Below are 20160 nucleotides of genomic sequence, written 5' to 3' on the forward strand. Positions count from 1 at the left end.
GCGGACACCGCCCCGCCCCCGGTCCGGCCAACGCGTCCTTTTCGAACTCAGAGGATCCACCCCATGGCAAGCTCCGAAGCCAAGCTCCGCGACTACCTCAAGAAGGTCACCACCGACCTGCGCCGCACCCGGCAGCGGCTGGAGTCCGTCGAGGCCCGGGAGAGCGAGCCCATCGCCGTCATCGGCATGGCCTGCCGCTTCCCCGGCGGTGTCCGCTCCCCGGAGGACCTGTGGAGGCTGGTCGCCGACGGCACCGACGCCGTCGGCCCCCTGCCGGGCGACCGCGGCTGGGACCTGGACAACCTCTACGACCCGGACCCCGGCACCCCCGGCAAGAGCTACGTCCGCGAGGGCGGATTCCTCGAAGGCGCCGCCGACTTCGACGCCGACCTGTTCGGCATCGCCCCCCGCGAAGCCCTCGCCATGGACCCCCAGCAGCGCCTCCTCCTGGAGACCGCCTGGGAAGCCGTCGAACGCGCCCGGATCAGCCCCGCCGCGCTCCGCAACACCGACACCGGCGTCTTCGTCGGCGGCGCCGACACCAACTACGGCTCCCTCGCCCGCACCACCGAGGAGACCGAGGGCCACAACCTCACCGGCGGCGCCATGAGCGTCCTGTCCGGCCGCATCTCCTACACCCTCGGCCTGGAAGGCCCGGCCGTCACCGTCGACACGGCCTGCTCCTCCTCCCTCGTCGCCCTGCACCTCGCGGTCCGCGCCCTGCGCGCCGGCGAATGCTCCCTCGCCCTGACCGGCGGCGTCGCCATGATGCCCACCACCGAACTCTTCACCGAGTTCTCCCGGCAGCGCGGCCTCGCCGCCGACGGCCGCTGCAAGCCCTTCGCCGAATCCGCCGACGGCACCTCCTGGGGCGAAGGCGTCGGCGTCCTCCTCGTCGAACGCCTCTCCGACGCCCGCCGCAACGGCCACCCCGTCCTCGCCGTCGTACGCGGCTCCGCCGTCAACCAGGACGGCGCCAGCAGCCGCCTCACCGCCCCCAACGGCCCCTCCCAGCGCCGCGTCATCGAAGCCGCCCTCGCCGACGCCCGCCTCGCCCCCGGCCAGGTCGACGCGGTCGAGGCACACGGCACCGGCACCACCCTCGGCGACCCCATCGAGGCACAGGCCCTCCTCGCCACGTACGGACAGCACCGCCCCGAAGGCCACCCGCTGCGCCTCGGCGGCATCAAGTCGAACATCGGCCACGCCCAGGCCGCCGCCGGTGTCGCCGGCGTCATCAAGATGGTCATGGCCATCCGGCACGGTCTGCTGCCCGCAACCCTCCACGTCGACACCCCCACCAGCCACGTCGACTGGACCGCCGGCTCCGTCGAACTCCTCACCGAGGCCATCGACTGGCCCGACGCCGACCACCCCCGCCGGGCCGGTGTCTCCGCCTTCGGCATCAGCGGCACCAACGCCCACGTCCTGCTCGAACAGGCCACCCCGGAGATGGCCGAACCGGCCGACGACACCGAGGGCGACGCCCCCGGCGCGGCCTCCGTCACTCCTGATGTGCCCGAGACCGGGACGATCGACCCGGCCGTCACCCCCTGGCCGCTCTCCGCCCGCTCGGAAACCGCCCTGCGCGCCCAGGCAGCCCGCCTGCTCACCCACCTCACGACCACCCCGGCCCCCCGCCCCGCCGACGTCGCCCTCTCCCTCGCCACCAGCCGCGCCCCCCTCCCGCACCGCGCGGTCGTCCTGGCCACCGACCCGCAGACCGTCGAGGCGGCCCTCACCGCCCTCGCCACCGGCGAACCGCACCCGGCCGTCCTGGAGGACAGCGTCCGCAGCGGCTCCACGGCGTTCCTCTTCTCGGGTCAGGGTTCGCAGCGGCTGGGGATGGGGCGTGAGCTGTATGCGCGGTTCCCGGTGTTCGCGGAGGCGTTCGACGCGGTGTGCGCGGGTCTGGACGGGCATCTCGACCGCTCGATCCGTGACGTGGTGTGGGGCGAGGACGCCGAGCTGCTGAACCGGACCGTGTACGCCCAGGCGGGTCTGTTCGCGGTAGAGGTGGCGCTGTTCCGGCTGGTGGAGTCGTGGGGTGTGCGGCCTGAGTTCGTGGCCGGTCACTCGATCGGTGAGGTGGCTGCGGCACATGTCGCCGGGGTGTTCTCGCTGGCTGACGCGTGTGCGCTGGTGGCGGCGCGGGGTCGGTTGATGCAGGCGCTGCCCGAAGGTGGCGCGATGGTGGCCGTCGAGGCGTCCGAGTCGGAGGTGCTGCCGCATCTGGAGACCGTCGAGGACGTGTCGGTCGCGGCAGTCAACGGGCCTTCCTCGGTGGTGATTTCGGGTGCGGAGGAGGCCGTCGAGGCGATCGCCGGGGTCTTCCGTGAGCAGGGTCGTCGGGTGAGCAGGCTGCGGGTCTCGCACGCCTTCCACTCGCCGTTGATGGAGCCGATGCTCGAAGCGTTCCGCGAGGTTGTGGCGGGGCTGTCGTACGGGGAGCCCCGGCTGCCGGTGGTCTCCAATGTGTCCGGTCGGATTGCGGAGGCCGGTGAACTGACCTCCGCCGAGTACTGGGTGAGCCATGTCCGTGAGGCGGTGCGCTTCGACGACGGTGTCCGCGCTCTGGCGGAGCAGGGTGTGTCCCGGTTCGTCGAGCTGGGTCCTGATGGTGTGCTGAGCGGTATGGCGCGGGCGAGCGCGGGCGAGGACGCGGTTCTGGTTCCGCTGCTGCGCAAGGACCGCGACGAGGAGTCCACGGCGCTGGCCGCGCTCGGCCGGCTCCACACGGTCGGCGTCACGTCCGACTGGACCGCCGTCCTCGTCGGCACGGGCGCCCGGCTCATCGACCTGCCGACGTACGCCTTCCAGCACGACCGCTACTGGCCCGTACCCAGCATCTCGGCCGCCGGCGACGTCGAGTCCGCCGGACTCCGTGCCGCCGTCCACCCCCTGCTCAGCGCCGCCGTCGAACTCACCGACCCCGACGGCCTGTTGCTCACCACCCGGCTCTCCCTGCGCACCCACCCCTGGCTCGCCGAACACGTCGTCATGGGCAACGCCCTGCTGCCCGGCACCGCCTTCGTCGAACTCGCCGTCAGGGCGGGCGACGAGGTCGACTGCGGCCGTGTCGAGGAACTCACCCTCGCCGCCCCTCTGATCCTCCCCGAACAGGGCGGTGTCCAGCTCCACCTGCACGTCGGCCCCGCCGACGCCTCGGGCCGCCGTACCCTCATCGCCCGGTCCCGCGCCGAGGGCGCCGACGACCAGCCCTGGACCGAGCACGCCACCGGTGTCCTCGCCCCCGGGGAGCGCACCCTCGCCTTCGACACCACGGTGTGGCCGCCCAACGACGCCGAGCCCCTCGACATCACCGGCCTGTACGAGCGGATGGCCCAGGGCGGCTACGCGTACGGACCGCTCTTCCAGGGCCTGCGGGCCGCCTGGCGGCGGGGCGACGACGTCTTCGCCGAGGTCGCCCTCCCCGACGGCGTCGACGGTACGGACTTCGGACTGCACCCCGCGCTGCTCGACGCCTCCCTCCAGATCTCGGCCCTCGGCGGGCTGGCCCGGGGCGTGGTCCCGTTCCACTGGGAAGGGGTGTGCCTGCACGCCTCCGGAGCCCGCGCCGTACGGGTCCGCATGACCCGCACCGGCGACGAGTCCGCGACGGTCGCCGTTGCCGACGCCACCGGTGCGCCCGTCGCCAGTATCGAGAACCTGGTGCTGCGCGCGGTCGCCACCGACGCGACCGGCGTGGACGCGCTGACCCGTGATGCGTTGTTCCGGGTGGAGTGGGTGGCGGCGGGGGCGTCGGCGGATGCTGGGTCTGGGTCTGGTGCTGGTTCGGTTGCGGTGCTGGGTGGGTCTGTGGCGGGTCTGTCGGTTGAGAGTTTCGACGGGCTTGGGGCGTTGGCGGTTGTGGATGAGGTGCCGGGGTCGGTGCTGGTCCGGGTGCCGGGTGTGGATGGTTCGGCTGTTGCCGGGTCGGTGCGTGGTGCTGCGGTGTGGGCGTTGGATCTGGTGCGGTCGTGGTTGGTGGAGGAGCGGTTCGCGGGGTCGCGTCTGGTGTTTGTGACGTCGGGTGCGGTGGATGGTGGTGATCTGGCCGGGGCTTCGGTGTGGGGTCTGGTGCGTTCTGCGGTGTCGGAGCATCCGGGTCGTTTCGGTCTGTTGGATGTGGCGGAGGGTTCGGACGCTGGGCTGGTTCTGGGTGCTCTTGCGGTGGGTGAGCCGGAGAGTGTGGTGCGTGAGGGTGCTGTGCTGGTGCCGCGGTTGGCCCGGGTGGTTCCGGGTGAGGACGCGGGCCCGCGGTGGGACCGTGACGGCACGGTGCTGGTGACCGGTGGTACGGGTGGTCTGGGCCGGATTGTGGCTCGGCATCTGGTGACCGAACGCGGCGTGCGGGACATGCTGCTGGTGAGCCGGACCGGTGGAGCCGCCGAGGGCGTGGAGGAACTGGTCGCGGAACTGGCTGAGACCGGTGCGCGTGTCGCGGTGGAGGCGTGCGATGTCGCGGACGCCGCCGCTCTCGCGGAGCTGGTGTCGCGGTATCCGGTGCGCGCGGTCGTGCACTCGGCGGGTGTGCTGGCCGACGGCACGGTGGAGTCGCTGACGCCGGAGCGCGTCGAGAAGGTCCTGCGGCCCAAGGTGGACGCGGCCTGGAACCTCCACCGGGCGACGGAACACCTCGACCTCGACGCCTTCGTCCTCTTCTCCTCCATGTCGGGCATCCTCGGCGGCCCCGGCCAGGCCAACTACGCCGCCGGGAACACCTTCCTCGACGCCCTCGCCCACCACCGCCGTACCCTCGGACTGCCCGCCACCTCCCTGGCCTGGGGCCCGTGGACACAGGACGCCGGCATGATCGGCACCCTCTCCGGTACGGACGTCCACCGCATCGCCCGCGCCGGGCTGCCGGAACTCACGCCCGAGCAGGGCGTGGCCCTCTTCGACGCCGCCCTCACGGCCGACCAGCCGGTCGTCCTCCCGGTACGTCTCGACCTCGCGGCACTGCGCGAGCAGACGGACCCGCACACGATGATGCGCGGCCTGGTCCGCCGCAGGACCAGGCGTTCGGCGGCGGGTGGGTCGGCGGCGACGGCGGGTCTGGTGCAGCGTTTGGAGGTGTTGGGGGCTGAGGAGCGGCGTGAGGTGCTGCTCGATCTGGTGCGTGGGCAGATTGCTGTGGTGCTGGGTCATGCGGGGGCGCAGACGGTTGATCCGGCGCGGGCGTTCCAGGACCTGGGCTTCGACTCGTTGACGGCGGTGGAGCTGCGTAATCGTCTGGGTAAGTCGACGGGTCTGCGGCTGCCCGCGACTGTCGTCTTCGACTATCCGACGGCGAACGCGCTGGTGGGGTATCTGCTGGATGAGCTGTTCGGTGTGGTCGAGTCGGCGGCCGTTGTCCCGGTGTCGGCGCTGCCGTCCGTAGCGGACGATCCGATCGTGATCGTGGGGATGGCGTGCCGCTACCCGGGTGGGGTGGCCTCGCCGGAAGACCTGTGGCGGGTCGTCTCCGAAGGCGCCGACGCGGTCTCGGAGTTCCCGGTGAACCGAGGCTGGGACGTCGACGCCCTCTACAACCCGGACCGTGAGGCGTCCGGCACCACGTACACCAAGACCGGAGGCTTCCTGCACGAGGCAGGCGCCTTCGACCCGGAATTCTTCGGCATGAGCCCGCGCGAGGCGGCGGCCACGGACGCCCAGCAGCGGTTGCTGCTGGAGACGACGTGGGAGGCCGTCGAGCGGTCGGGCATCGACCCCGTCTCGCTGCGCGGCAGCCAGACCGGCGTCTTCGCGGGCGTCATGTACAACGACTACGGCAACCTGCTCGCCGACGAACAGTACGAGGGCTTCCGCAGCAACGGCAGCGCACCCAGCATCGCGTCCGGCCGCGTCTCCTACACGTTCGGCTTCGAGGGCCCGGCGGTGACGGTGGACACGGCGTGCTCGTCGTCGCTGGTGGCGCTCCACTGGGCGGCGCAGGCGCTGCGGTCGGGTGAGTGCTCGCTGGCCGTGGCCGGTGGTGTGACGGTGATGTCGACGCCGACGACGTTCGTGGAGTTCTCCCGGCAGGGTGGTCTGTCGTCGGACGGCCGGTGCCGTTCCTTCGCGGACGCGGCCGATGGTGTCGGCTGGTCCGAGGGTGTGGGGATGGTGGTGCTGGAGCGTCTGTCGGATGCCCGGCGCAATGGTCACCGGGTGCTTGCGGTGGTGCGGGGTTCGGCGGTGAATCAGGATGGTGCGTCGAATGGTCTGACGGCGCCGAATGGTCCGTCGCAGCAGCGGGTGATTCGTCAGGCGTTGGCGAGTGGTGGTCTGTCGGCGTCCGAGGTGGATGTCGTGGAGGCGCATGGTACGGGTACGACGCTGGGTGACCCGATCGAGGCGCAGGCGCTGCTGGCCACGTACGGTCAGCGGGGCGAGGGCGAGGAGCCGTTGTGGCTGGGTTCGGTGAAGTCGAACCTGGGTCACACGCAGGCTGCTGCGGGTGTGGCCGGCGTGATCAAGATGGTGATGGCGATGCGGCACGGTGTGCTGCCCCGCACCCTGCACGTCGACGCCCCCAGCTCGCACGTCGACTGGTCTGCGGGGTCCGTGGAGCTGTTGACCGGTGAGCGTGTCTGGTCGGGGGAGGAGCGCGTCCGTAGGGCGGGCGTGTCGTCGTTCGGCATCAGCGGTACGAACGCACACGTGATCCTGGAGCAGCCCGAGCCTGCCGTGGTCGAGGTGACCGGCACGGGAGAAGGCGTCGCCTCTCTGGCCCCCGGGATCGTGCCCTGGGTGCTGTCGGGACGCACGGAGGAGGCGCTGCGCGCCCAGGCCGCCCGCCTGCTCGCCCAGATCGAGGCCGACCCCGGACTCCGCCCGGTGGACGTGGCCCTCTCCCTCGCCACGCAGCGCTCGCTCTTCGACCACCGCGCGGTGATCCTGACGGACGACCGCGAGACCGCCATACGCGGCCTGGCCGCCGTCTGCGTGGGCGAGCCCGACCCGGCGGCCGTCGTCGGCGGGAACGAGCCCGGTCGTACGGCGTTCCTCTTCTCCGGTCAGGGCTCGCAGCGGCTGGGGATGGGGCGTGAGCTGTATGCGCGGTTCCCGGTGTTCGCGGAGGCGTTCGACGCGGTGTGCGCGGGCTTGGACGAGCATCTTGAGCGTCCGCTGCGTGAGGTGGTGTGGGGTGAGGACGAGTCGGTCCTCAACGGCACCGCGTATGCCCAGGCGGGGCTGTTCGCGGTAGAGGTGGCGCTGTTCCGGCTGGTGGAGTCGTGGGGTGTGCGGCCGGAGTTCGTGGCCGGTCACTCGATCGGTGAGGTCGCTGCGGCTCATGTCGCCGGGGTGTTCTCGCTGGCCGACGCGTGTGCCCTCGTCGTCGCACGGGGTCGGCTGATGCAGGCGCTGCCCGAAGGTGGCGCGATGGTGGCCGTCGAGGCGTCCGAGTCGGAGGTGCTGCCGCATCTGGAGTCGGTCCAGGGTGTGTCGGTCGCCGCGGTCAACGGACCTTCCTCCGTGGTCATTTCCGGTGTGGAGAGCGAAGTCGAGGCGATCGCCGCGGTCTTCCGTGAGCAGGGTCGTCGGGTGAGCAGGCTGCGGGTTTCGCACGCCTTCCATTCGCCGTTGATGGAGCCGATGCTCGAAGCGTTCCGTGAGGTCGTGGCGGGGCTGTCGTACGGGGAGCCCCGGCTGCCGGTGGTCTCCAATGTGTCCGGTCGGATCGCGGAGGCCGGTGAACTGACGTCCCCCGAGTACTGGGTGAGCCATGTCCGTGAGGCGGTCCGTTTCGACGACGGCGTTCGCGCTCTGGCGGAGCAGGGTGTGTCCCGGTTCGTCGAGCTGGGTCCTGATGGTGTGCTGAGCGGTATGGCGCGGGCGAGCGCGGGCGAGGACGCGGTTCTGGTTCCGCTGCTCCGCAAGGACCGTGAGGAGATCACCGTCGTCCTGACGGCCCTCGCCCAGCTCCACGTTCGCGGAATCGCCGCCGACTGGGCCACCGTGCTCGACGGCACCGGAGGCCGGGCGGTCGACCTGCCCACGTACGCCTTCCAGCACGAGTACTTCTGGCCCATCGGAACGGTCGCCGGCACCGGTGACATGAATCTGGCCGGACTCGGCGCGGCCGGGCATCCGCTGCTCGGCGCGGCCGTCGAACTGGCCGGCTCCGACGGGCTGGTCCTCACCGGCCGCCTGTCGACGCAGTCGCACCCCTGGCTCGCCGACCACGTCGTCCAGGGCTCCGTCCTGGTCCCGGGCACCGCGCTGCTGGAACTCGCGGTCCGTGCCGGGGACGAAGTGGGCTGCGAAGCCGTCGAGGAACTCACCCTGGCCGCACCGCTGGTGCTGCCCGAGCGCGGCGCCGTACGTATCCAGGTGAGCGTCGGCGCGCCCGACGACTCCGGGCGTCGCAGGGTCGCGATCCACTCCAGGGACAGCGCCGACGGCGAACCGCAGTCCTGGAACGTACACGCGGAGGGCACCCTCGCCCCGGCCGCCGCTCCCACGGACTTCGACGCCTCGGTGTGGCCGCCGCGGGACGCGTCCCCGGTCGACGTGACGGACTGCTACGAGCACCTTGCCGGCGCCGGTCTCCGCTACGGCCCCGTGTTCCAGGGCCTGCGGGCCGCCTGGCGGCGGGGCGACGAGGTCTTCGCCGAGGTCGCCCTGCCCGACGGCGTCGACGGCACGCCCTACGGGCTGCACCCGGCCCTCTTCGACGCGGCCCTGCACGCCTCCTTCGCCTTCGGTGACGAGGATGCCCCGGGTGGGGTGCCGTTCGTCTGGGAGGGCGTGTCGCTGCACGCGTCCGGCGCGTCGGTACTCCGGGTCCGGCTCACCCGGACGGGCGACGACACCCTGGGTGTGCACCTGGCCGACCCGACCGGCGCGCCCGTCGCGTCGGTGGAGTCCCTGACCGTCCGGGTTGCCGGTGCCGGTGCCCGTACCGCCGACGCCGCCTCCCAGCCGCTCTACCGCGTGGACTGGGTCCCGGCGGCCCCGGCCGCCGGTCCCGGCGCGGTGGCCGTACTGGGCGCGGGCATCGACGGATTCACCCGCTACGACAACCTGGAATCACTGGCGGCAGCCGAGGAGACGCCGGAGGTCGTCCTGGCCGCGGTCCCCGACGGCGACGGCACCGAAGTGATCCGTGACGTGCACGATGCCGCGAACTGGGCACTGGAGCTGGTGCGTTCCTGGCTGACGGAGGAGCGCTTCGCGGACTCCCGCCTGGTGTTCGTCACGCGCACCGAGAAGGGCGCCCACGGACTGACCGCGGCCCCCGTACAGGGCCTGGCGCGCTCCGCCTCACTGGAACACCCCGGCCGGTTCGGCCTGCTGGACATCGAGAACGGTACGGACGGTACGACGCTGCTCGCAGCCCTCTCCGCGGGCGAGCCGGAGACCGCCCTGCGGGACGGAGAGGTACGGGTCCCGAGGCTGACCCGGACGCTTCCGGCAGCCGACTCGGCCTCGCCCGGATTCGGCGCCGACGGCACGGTGCTGGTGACCGGTGGTACGGGTGGTCTGGGTCGGATTGTGGCTCGGCATCTGGTGGTCGAGCGTGGTGTGCGGGATCTGTTGTTGGTGAGTCGGAGTGGTCCGGCGGCTGTGGGTGTTGAGGGTTTTGCGGCGGAGTTGACGGGTCTGGGTGCGCGTGTCTCTGTGGAGGCGTGTGATGTCGCGGATGGGGCCGCGGTTGCGGAGTTGGTGTCGCGGTATCCGGTGCGTGCGGTGGTGCATACGGCGGGTGTGCTGGATGACGGCATGGTGGAGTCGCTGACGCCGGAGCGCGTCGAGAAGGTCCTGCGTCCGAAGGTGGATGCGGCGTGGAACCTGCATGAGGCGACGGAGGGTCTTGACGCGTTTGTGGTGTTCTCGTCGGTGGCGGGGACGTTCGGTAGTGCGGGTCAGGGTGCGTATGCGGCGGGGAATGTGTTCCTGGACGCTTTGGTGGCGCATCGTCGTGGTCTTGGTCTGCCGGCGGTGTCGTTGGTGTGGGGTCCGTGGGCGCAGGATGCGGGGATGACGGAGGGGTTGTCGGAGGCGGATCGGCGGCGTATCGCGCGGTCGGGTCTGCCGGCGGTCACGGCGGAGCAGGGTGTGGCCCTGTTCGATGCCGCCCTCGCTTCCGGGGCACCCGTCGTCCTCCCCGTACGCCTCGACCTCCCCGCGCTGCGCGCCCAGGACGACATCCCGAACCTGCTGCGTGGACTCGTCCGCACCCGCAAGCGCCGTTCGGCGGCGGGTGGGTCGGCGGCGACGGCGGGTCTGGTGCAGCGTTTGGAGGTGTTGGGGGCTGAGGAGCGGCGTGAGGTGCTGCTCGATCTGGTGCGTGGGCAGATTGCTGTGGTGCTGGGTCATGCGGGGGCGCAGACGGTTGATCCGGCGCGGGCGTTCCAGGACCTGGGTTTTGATTCGTTGACGGCGGTGGAGCTGCGTAACCGCCTCGGCAAGTCGACGGGTCTGCGGCTGCCCGCGACGGTTGTTTTCGACTATCCGACGGCGAACGCGCTGGTGGGGTATCTGCTGGATGAGCTGTTCGGTGTGGTCGAGCCGGCGGTGGTCGTCCCGGTGTCGGCGCTGCCGTCCGTAGCGGACGACCCGGTGGTCATTGTGGGGATGGCGTGCCGCTACCCGGGTGGGGTGGCCTCGCCGGAAGACCTGTGGCGGGTCGTCTCCGAAGGCGTGGACACGGTTTCCGCGTTCCCGTCCGATCGCGGCTGGGACGTCGACGGGCTCTACAACCCGGATCGCGGGGTCGCGGGAACGTCGTACACGCGGTCGGGCGGATTCCTTCACGACGCGCCCGAGTTCGACCCGGAGTTCTTCGGGATGAGCCCGCGCGAGGCGCTGACGACCGATGCTCAGCAGCGGTTGCTGCTGGAGACGACGTGGGAGGCGATCGAGCGGTCGGGCATCGACCCGGCAGCTCTGCGCGGCAGCCAGACCGGCGTCTTCGCGGGCGTCATGTACCACGACTACGCCAACCTGCTCGCCGGGCCCGAGTTCGAGGGCTACCAGGGCAGTGGAAGCGCCGGAAGCGTGGCCTCGGGCCGGGTTTCCTACACGTTCGGCTTCGAGGGCCCCGCGGTGACGGTGGACACGGCGTGCTCGTCGTCCCTCGTCGCCATGCACTGGGCAGCACAGGCGTTGCGGTCGGGTGAGTGCTCGCTGGCCGTGGCCGGTGGTGTGACGGTGATGTCGACGCCGACGACGTTCGTGGAGTTCTCCCGGCAGGGCGGTCTCTCGCCGGACGGCCGGTGCCATTCCTTCGCGGACGGGGCCGAGGGTGTCGGCTGGTCCGAGGGTGTCGGCATGGTGGTGCTGGAGCGTCTGTCGGATGCCCGGCGCAACGGTCACCGGGTGCTCGCTGTCGTGCGGGGTTCGGCGGTGAACCAGGATGGTGCGTCGAACGGTCTGACGGCGCCGAACGGTCCTTCCCAGCAGCGGGTGATCCGTCAGGCGTTGGCGAGTGGTGGCCTGTCGGCGTCCGAGGTCGACGTGGTGGAGGCCCACGGCACGGGCACCACTCTGGGTGACCCGATCGAGGCGCAGGCGCTCCTGGCCACGTACGGACAGGGCCGCGACGGGGACCAGCCGCTGCTGCTCGGATCGGTCAAGTCGAACATCGGTCACACGCAGGCTGCTGCTGGTGTGGCCGGCGTGATCAAGATGGTGATGGCGATGCGGCACGGTGTGCTGCCCCGCACCCTGCACGTCGACGCCCCCAGTTCCCATGTCGACTGGTCGGTCGGTTCGGTGGAGCTGTTGACCGGTGAGCGTGTCTGGTCGGGGGAGGAGCGCGTCCGTAGGGCGGGCGTGTCGTCGTTCGGCATCAGCGGTACGAACGCGCACGTGATCCTGGAGCAGCCCGAGCCTGCCGTGGTCGAGGAAGTCGCTCCGGCGGTGTCGGCTGCCGGGGTTGTTCCGTGGGTGCTCTCGGGTCGCTCGGAAGAGGCGCTGCGCGCCCAGGCCGTCCGGCTCGGTGAGTTCCTGGCCGGTGATTCGGTCGGCTCGGCGCTGGATGTGGCGTTCTCGTTGGCGACGCAGCGGGCGGTGTTCGAACACCGTGCGGTGATCCTGGGCGAGGACCGGCAGTCGGCGCTTGCCGCGCTGGCGGCGGGTCTGCCGGACGCCGGAGTCGTGGAAGGCACGGTCGGGACCGGTCGTACGGCGTTCCTCTTCTCCGGTCAGGGCTCGCAGCGGCTGGGGATGGGGCGTGAGCTGTATGCGCGGTTCCCGGTGTTCGCGGAGGCGTTCGACGCGGTGTGCGCGGGTCTGGACGGGCATCTCGACCGCTCGATCCGTGACGTGGTGTGGGGTGAGGACGCCGAGCTGCTGAACCGGACCGTGTACGCCCAGGCGGGTCTGTTCGCGGTGGAGGTGGCGCTGTACCGGCTGGTGGAGTCGTGGGGTGTGCGGCCTGAGTTCGTGGCCGGGCATTCGATCGGTGAGGTCGCCGCTGCTCACGTCGCCGGGGTGTTCTCGCTGGCCGACGCGTGTGCGCTGGTGGCGGCGCGGGGTCGGCTGATGCAGGCGCTGCCCGAAGGTGGCGCGATGACAGCGATCGAGGCCACCGTCGCTGAGGTACTTCCGTACCTCACCCGGAACGTGTCCATCGCCGCCGTCAACGGTCCCTCCTCGGTGGTGATTTCGGGCTCGGAAGAGGCCGTCGAGTCGATCGCCGAGGTCTTCCGGGACCAGGAGCGCCGGGTGAGCAGGCTGCGGGTCTCGCACGCCTTCCACTCCCCGCTGATGGAGCCGATGCTCGAAGCGTTCCGCGCGGTGGTCGAGGGACTGTCCTTCGCGGCGCCCCGTATCCCCGTGATCTCCAACGTGAGCGGCGCACCGGCGGAGCCCGGACAGGTGGAGGAGCCCGAGTACTGGGTGACCCATGTCCGTGAGGCCGTCCGTTTCGACGACGGCGTTCGCGCCCTCGCGGAGCAGGGTGTGTCCCGGTTCGTCGAGCTGGGCCCCGACGGTGTGCTGAGCGGTATGGCGCGGGCGAGCGCGGGCGAGGACGCAGTCCTGGTCCCGCTGCTCCGCAAGGACCGCGACGAGGAGCCCACGGCGCTGGCCGCGCTCGGCCGGCTCCACACGGCGGGCGTGAACGTCCGCTGGGACGCCTTCTTCGCCGGTACGGGCGCACGCGCCGTCGATCTGCCGACGTACGCCTTCCAGCGCCGGCGCTACTGGCCCACGGCCACATCCACCCGCGCCGGGGACGTGCGCTTCGCCGGGCTCGGCGCGGCCGGGCATCCGCTGCTCGGCGCGGCCACCGACCTCGCCGGCGCCGACGGCACGGACGGCACGGTGCTCACCGGCCGCCTGTCGACGCAGTCGCACCCGTGGCTCGCCGACCACGTCGTCCAGGGCACTGTCCTGGTGCCGGGCACCGCCCTGCTGGAGATGGCCGTACGAGCGGCCGACGAAGTGGGCTGCGGCACCGTCGAGGAACTGACCCTCGCCGCGCCCCTGGTGCTGCCCGAACGAGGCGGCCTCCAGGTGCAGGTGCGTGTGGGCACGCCGGACGAGGACGGCCGGTGCTCCCTCGCGGTGCACGCCCGCCCCGAGGACGACGACAGCCACACCCCGTGGACCGTCCACGCCCTCGGCGTCCTGGCAGCCGGGACCGCCGTACCCACGGACTTCGACGCCTCGGTCTGGCCGCCGAAGAACGCGACAACGGTCGACGTGACGGAGTGCTACGACCGGCTCGCCGAAGCAGGATTCTCCTACGGCCCCGCTTTCCGCGGACTGCGGGCCGCCTGGCGCCAGGGCGAGGTCCTGTTCGCCGAGATCGCCCTCGACGACGAGACGGACGGCGGTTCCTTCGGCCTGCACCCTGCCCTGTTCGACGCCGCGCTGCACGCCTTCGCGATCCACGCCGACGGCCGGGGCGGGGTGCCGTTCTCCTGGGAGGGCGTCAGCCTGCACGCGTCCGGCGCCACCGCCCTGCGGGCCCGGCTCACCCGGGACGCCGACGGCACCATGAACCTCGAACTGGCGGACCCCGCCGGAGCACCTGTCGCCTCCGTGAACTCCCTGACCGTGCGCCCGCTGGCCGCGGACCAACTCGGCACGCCCACCCGTGATGCGTTGTTCCGGGTGGAGTGGGTGGCGGCGGGGGCGTCGGCGGACGCTGGGTCTGGGTCTGGTGTTGGTTCGGTTGCGGTGCTGGGTGGGTCTGTGGCGGGTCTGTCGGTGGAGAGTTTCGACGGGCTTGGGGCGTTGGCGGTTGTGGATGAGGTGCCGGGTTCGGTGCTGGTCCGGGTGCCGGGTGTGGATGGTTCGGCTGTGGCCGGGTCGGTGCGTGGTGCTGTGGTGTGGGCGTTGGATCTGGTGCGGTCGTGGTTGGTGGAGGAGCGGTTCGCGGGGTCGCGTCTGGTGTTTGTGACGTCGGGTGCTGTGGATGGTGGTGATCTGGCCGGGGCTTCGGTGTGGGGTCTGGTGCGTTCTGCGGTGTCGGAGCATCCGGGTCGTTTCGGTCTGTTGGATGTGGCGGAGGGTTCGGACGCTGGGCTGGTTTTGGGTGCTCTTGCGGTGGGTGAGCCGGAGAGTGTGGTGCGTGAGGGGGCTGTGCTGGTGCCGCGGTTGGCCCGGGTGGTTCCGGGTGAGGACGCGGGCCCGCGGTGGGACCGTGACGGCACGGTGCTGGTGACCGGTGGTACGGGTGGTCTGGGCCGGATCGTGGCCCGCCACCTCGTGACCGAACGCGGCGTGCGGGATCTGTTGTTGGTGAGTCGGAGTGGTCCGGCGGCTGTGGGTGTTGAGGGTTTTGCGGCGGAGTTGACGGGTCTGGGTGCGCGTGTCTCTGTGGAGGCGTGTGATGTCGCGGATGGGGCCGCGGTTGCGGAGTTGGTGTCGCGGTATCCGGTGCGTGCGGTGGTGCATACGGCGGGTGTGCTGGATGACGGCATGGTGGAGTCGCTGACGCCGGAGCGCGTCGAGAAGGTTCTGCGTCCGAAGGTGGATGCGGCGTGGAACCTGCATGAGGCGACGGAGGGTCTTGACGCGTTTGTGGTGTTCTCGTCGGTGGCGGGGACGTTCGGTAGTGCGGGTCAGGGTGCGTATGCGGCGGGGAATGTGTTCCTGGACGCTTTGGTGGCGCATCGTCGTGGTCTTGGTCTGCCGGCGGTGTCGTTGGTGTGGGGTCCGTGGGCGCAGGATGCGGGGATGACGGAGGGGTTGTCGGAGGCGGATCGGCGGCGTATCGCGCGGTCGGGTCTGCCGGCGGTCACGGCGGAGCAGGGCGTGGCCCTGTTCGATGCCGCCCTCGCTTCCGGGGCACCCGTCGTCCTCCCCGTACGCCTCGACCTTCCTGCCTTCCGGGCACAGGGCGAGGTACCGCCGCTGCTGAGCGGTCTGATCAGGACACCGGTCCGCCGTACCGCCGCGTCAGCCGGTTCCGCCACGGCGACCGGCCTGGCCGCACGTCTCTCCGGCCTCGGTGGGACCGAACGCCGCGAGACCATGCTCGACCTGGTCCGCGGCCAGATCGCGGTCGTGCTCGGCCACTCCGGTGCCCAGACCGTGAACCCCAACCGAGCCTTCCAGGACCTGGGCTTCGACTCGTTGACGGCGGTGGAACTGCGTAACCGCCTCGGCAAGTCGACGGGCCTGCGGCTGCCCGCGACCGTCGTCTTCGACTACCCGACCGCCGAACTCCTCTCCGGCCACCTGCTGGACAGCGTCCTCGGCACCGAGGCCGAGACGCCGGTGCCGGTGTCGGCGCTGCCGTCCGTGGTGGACGACCCGATCGTGATCGTGGGGATGGCGTGCCGCTACCCGGGCGGGGTGACCTCGCCCGAGGACCTGTGGCGGGTGGTCTCCGAGGGCGTGGACGCGGTCTCGGAGTTCCCGACGGACCGTGGCTGGGACATCGAGGCGATCTACAACGCGGACCGGGGTGTGGCGGGGACGTCGTACACCCGATCCGGTGGATTCCTGCACGAGGCAGGCGAGTTCGACCCGGAGTTCTTCGGGATGAGCCCGCGTGAGGCGGTGGCGACCGATGCTCAGCAGCGGTTGCTGCTGGAGACGACGTGGGAGGCGATCGAGCGGTCGGGCATCGACCCGGCGGCTCTGCGCGGCAGCCAGACCGGCGTCTTCGCGGGCGTCATGTACAACGACTACGGCAGCATCCTGATCGACGACCAGTACGAGGGCTACCGGGGCAACGGCAGCGCCGGCAGCATCGCGTCCGGCCGCGTCTCGTACACGTTCGGCTTCGAGGGTCCTGCGGTGACGGTGGACACGGCGTGCTCGTCGTCCCTCGTCGCCATGCACTGGGCGGCGCAGGCGCTGCGGTCGGGCGAGTGCTCGCTCGCGGTGGCCGGTGGTGTGACCGTCATGGCCACGCCCACCGCCTTCATCGAGTTCTCCCGCCAGGGCGCCCTCTCACCGGACAGCCGCTGCAAGGCATTCTCCGACTCCGCCGACGGGGCCGGCTGGTCCGAGGGTGTCGGCATGGTGGTGCTGGAGCGTCTGTCGGATGCCCGGCGTAATGGTCACCGGGTGCTTGCGGTGGTGCGGGGTTCGGCGGTGAATCAGGATGGTGCGTCGAATGGTCTGACGGCGCCGAATGGTCCGTCGCAGCAGCGGGTGATTCGTCAGGCGTTGGCGAGTGGTGGTCTGTCGGCGTCCGAGGTGGATGTCGTGGAGGCGCACGGTACGGGTACGACGCTGGGTGACCCGATCGAGGCGCAGGCGCTGTTGGCCACGTACGGTCAGCGGGGCGAGGGCGAGGAGCCGTTGTGGCTGGGTTCGGTGAAGTCGAATCTGGGTCATACGCAGGCTGCTGCGGGTGTGGCCGGGGTGATCAAGATGGTGATGGCGATGCGGCACGGTGTGCTGCCGCGCACCCTGCACGTCGACGCCCCCAGTTCCCATGTCGACTGGTCTGCGGGGTCCGTGGAGCTGTTGACCGGTGAGCGTGTCTGGTCGGGGGAGGAGCGCGTACGCCGTGCGGGCGTGTCGTCGTTCGGTATCAGCGGTACGAACGCGCACGTGATCCTGGAGCAGCCCGAGCTTGCGGTGGTCGAGGAAGTCGCTCCGGCGGTGTCGGCTGCCGGGGTTGTTCCGTGGGTGCTGTCGGGTCGCTCGGAGGAGGCGCTGCGTGCCCAGGCCGTCCGGCTCGGTGAGTTCCTGGCTGGCGGTTCGGTCGGCTCGGGGCTGGATGTGGCGTTCTCGTTGGCGACGCAGCGGGCGGTGTTCGATCACCGTGCGGTGATCCTGGGCGAGGACCGGCAGTCGGCGCTTGCCGCGCTGGCGGCGGGTCTGCCGGACGCCGGAGTCGTGGAGGGCACGGTCGGGACCGGTCGTACGGCGTTCCTCTTCTCCGGTCAGGGCTCGCAGCGGCTGGGGATGGGGCGTGAGCTGTACGACACCTTCCCGGTCTTCGTCGAGGCGTTCGACGGGGTGTGCGCGGGCTTGGATGAGCATCTTGAGCGTCCGCTGCGTGAGGTGGTGTGGGGTGAGGACGAGTCGGTCCTCAACGGCACCGCGTATGCGCAGGCGGGTCTGTTCGCGGTAGAGGTGGCGCTGTTCCGGCTGGTGGAGTCGTGGGGTGTGCGGCCGGAGTTCGTGGCCGGGCATTCGATCGGTGAGGTCGCTGCGGCTCATGTCGCCGGGGTGTTCTCGCTGGCCGACGCGTGTGCGCTGGTGGCGGCGCGGGGTCGGCTGATGCAGGCGCTGCCCGAAGGCGGCGCGATGGTGGCCGTCGAGGCGTCCGAGTCGGAGGTGCTGCCACATCTGGAGACCGTCGAGGACGTGTCGGTCGCGGCAGTCAACGGACCCTCCTCGGTGGTGATTTCGGGTGCGGAGAAGGCCGTCGAGGCGATCGCCGAGGTCTTCCGGGACCAGGAGCGCCGGGTGAGCAGGCTGCGGGTTTCGCACGCCTTCCACTCGCCGTTGATGGAGCCGATGCTGGCTGAGTTCCGTGAGGTGGCGGAGCGGCTGTCGTACGGGGAGCCCCGGCTGCCGGTGGTCTCCAATGTGTCCGGCCGGGTCGCGGAGGCCGGTGAACTGACCTCTGCCGAGTACTGGGTGAGCCATGTCCGTGAGGCCGTCCGTTTCGACGACGGCGTTCGCGCTCTGGTCGGGCAGGGTGTGTCCCGGTTCGTCGAGCTGGGTCCTGATGGTGTGCTGAGCGGTATGGCGCGGGCGAGCGCGGGCGAGGACGCCGTCCTGGTCCCGCTGCTCCGCAAGGACCGCGACGAGCAGGGCACCGCGCTGGCCGCCCTCGGGCGGCTCCATGTCGCGGGAGCGGCGGTCGACTGGGCCGGCTTCTTCGCCGGTACGGGCGCACGCGCCGTCGACCTGCCGACGTACGCCTTCCAGCGTCGGCGCTACTGGCCCCAGGTCACCGCAGGTGCGGCGGCCGACCCGAGGTCTGCCGGCGTCGATGCGGCGGACCATCCGCTGCTGGGTGCGGTGGTGTCGCTGCCGGATTCGGGTGGTGTGGTGCTGACGGGCAGGTTGTCGGTGGAGGCGCAGCCGTGGCTCGCCGACCATGTGGTCCTCGGCCGCGTACTGCTCCCCGGCACCGGCCTGGTGGAACTGGCCCTCGCCGCGGGCGACGCGGTCGGATGCGCCACCGTGGAGGAACTGACCCTCGCAGCACCGCTGGTGCTGCCTGAGGACGGCGGGCTCCAGGTGCGGGTGGTCGCGGGCCCGCAGAGCGACGACCGCCGTACGGTCGCGGTCTACTCCAGGCCCGAGGGCGAGTCGGACGCGCCGTGGACGACCCACGCCTCCGGCTTCCTGGCCGAGGCGGCTGTCGCGGCCGGGTTCGAGTTGGTGGAGTGGCCTCCGGCAGGTGCTGAGGTGGTGCCGGTGGAGGACGCGTACGGCGTCTTCGAGAGCCGTGGTTACGGTTACGGTCCGGTGTTCCAGGGGTTGCGTGCTGCGTGGCGTCGTGGTGAGGAGCTTTTCGCCGAGGTGGCGCTTCCGGAGGAGGCGGCCGGTGAGGCGGGTCGGTTCGGTCTGCACCCGGCGCTGCTGGACGCGTCCATGCACGCCGGAATCCTCAACGACGACGACGCCGAGACGGCCGTACCGTTCGCCTGGAACGATGTCTGCCTGCACGCGGTCGGCGCCGCCGCCGTCCGGGTCCGCGTCGGGAAGCTGGACGGCCGTGCCGTCTCCCTCTCCCTCGCCGATGTGACCGGCGCCCCTGTCCTGACCGTCGGTTCCATCGCGAGCCGTACGCTCTCCGCCGACCAGCTCGGTGCCGGCTCCGGTGGTTCGGGCGCGCTCTACGGCACCGAATGGGTACCGGTCGCTTCGGTCGCTTCGACGGACACGGACAGGGCCGACTGGTCCGAGGTGGCGGATTCTGCGTCCGAGGTACCGGGTGTGGTGGTGCTGGATGTCGTTGCTGAAGCCGGAGTTGATGTTCCGGTGGGTGTGCGGTCGGTGTTGGACCGGGTGCTTGGTGTGGTGCAGCGGTGGGTGTCGGAGGAGCGGTTTGCGGGTTCGCGTCTGGTGGTGGTGACGCGGGGTGCGGTGGCCGTTGATGGTGTGGTGGATGTGGTGTCGGCTCCGGTGTGGGGTCTGGTGCGTGCGGCGTCTGCGGAGAATCCGGGGCGGTTCGCCCTGGTGGACGTGGACGTGGATGGTGCGTCGGGTGCGGTGGGTCGTGCGGTGGCGGCTGTGGTGTCGGGTGAGTCCGAGGTCGCGGTGCGTGGCGGTGCGGTGTTGGTGCCGAGGTTGACGCGTCTGCCGGATGCGGGTGATGTGGTGGCGTCGTTCGACGGTGATGGTGCTGTGCTGATCACGGGTGGTACGGGTGGTCTGGGTGCGGTGGTGGCCCGGTACCTGGTGGCGGAGCGTGGTGTCCGTGATCTGGTGCTGACCTCCCGTCGTGGCCCGGACGCCCCCGGCGCCGAAGAACTGGCCCAGTCACTCGTGGACTTGGGCGCCTCCGTGGAGGTGCTCGCCTGTGACATGTCGGACCGGGATGCCGTTCAGGGTCTCGTGGGTTCGTTGGTGTCGGGTCGTGGTCTGCTGGCGGTGGTGCACGCTGCTGGTGTGGGGGACAACGGTCTGATCGGGTCGTTGTCGGTGGAGCGGTTGGACGGGGTGCTGGGTCCGAAGGCGGATGCGGCTTGGTGGTTGCATGAGGCGACTGCCGGGTTGGATCTGGCTGCGTTTGTGCTGTTCTCGTCGGCCGGTGGTCTGGTTCTGACGGCCGGGCAGGGGAATTACGCG

At 71.1% G+C, this 20160-nt stretch carries 1 protein-coding gene; it reads left to right on the plus strand.

Annotation, left to right across the window (positions count from 1 at the left end; all coding sequences use genetic code 11):
• Positions 1 to 63: 63 nt before the first annotated feature.
• A partial coding sequence (locus tag ACFXPK_RS05515) for an SDR family NAD(P)-dependent oxidoreductase (RefSeq protein WP_385071942.1) occupies positions 64 to 20160 on the plus strand: 20097 nt, incomplete at its 3' end.

The sequence above is a fragment of the Streptomyces sp. NPDC059142 genome (assembly GCF_042755665.1).
Lineage (GTDB): Bacteria > Actinomycetota > Actinomycetes > Streptomycetales > Streptomycetaceae > Streptomyces.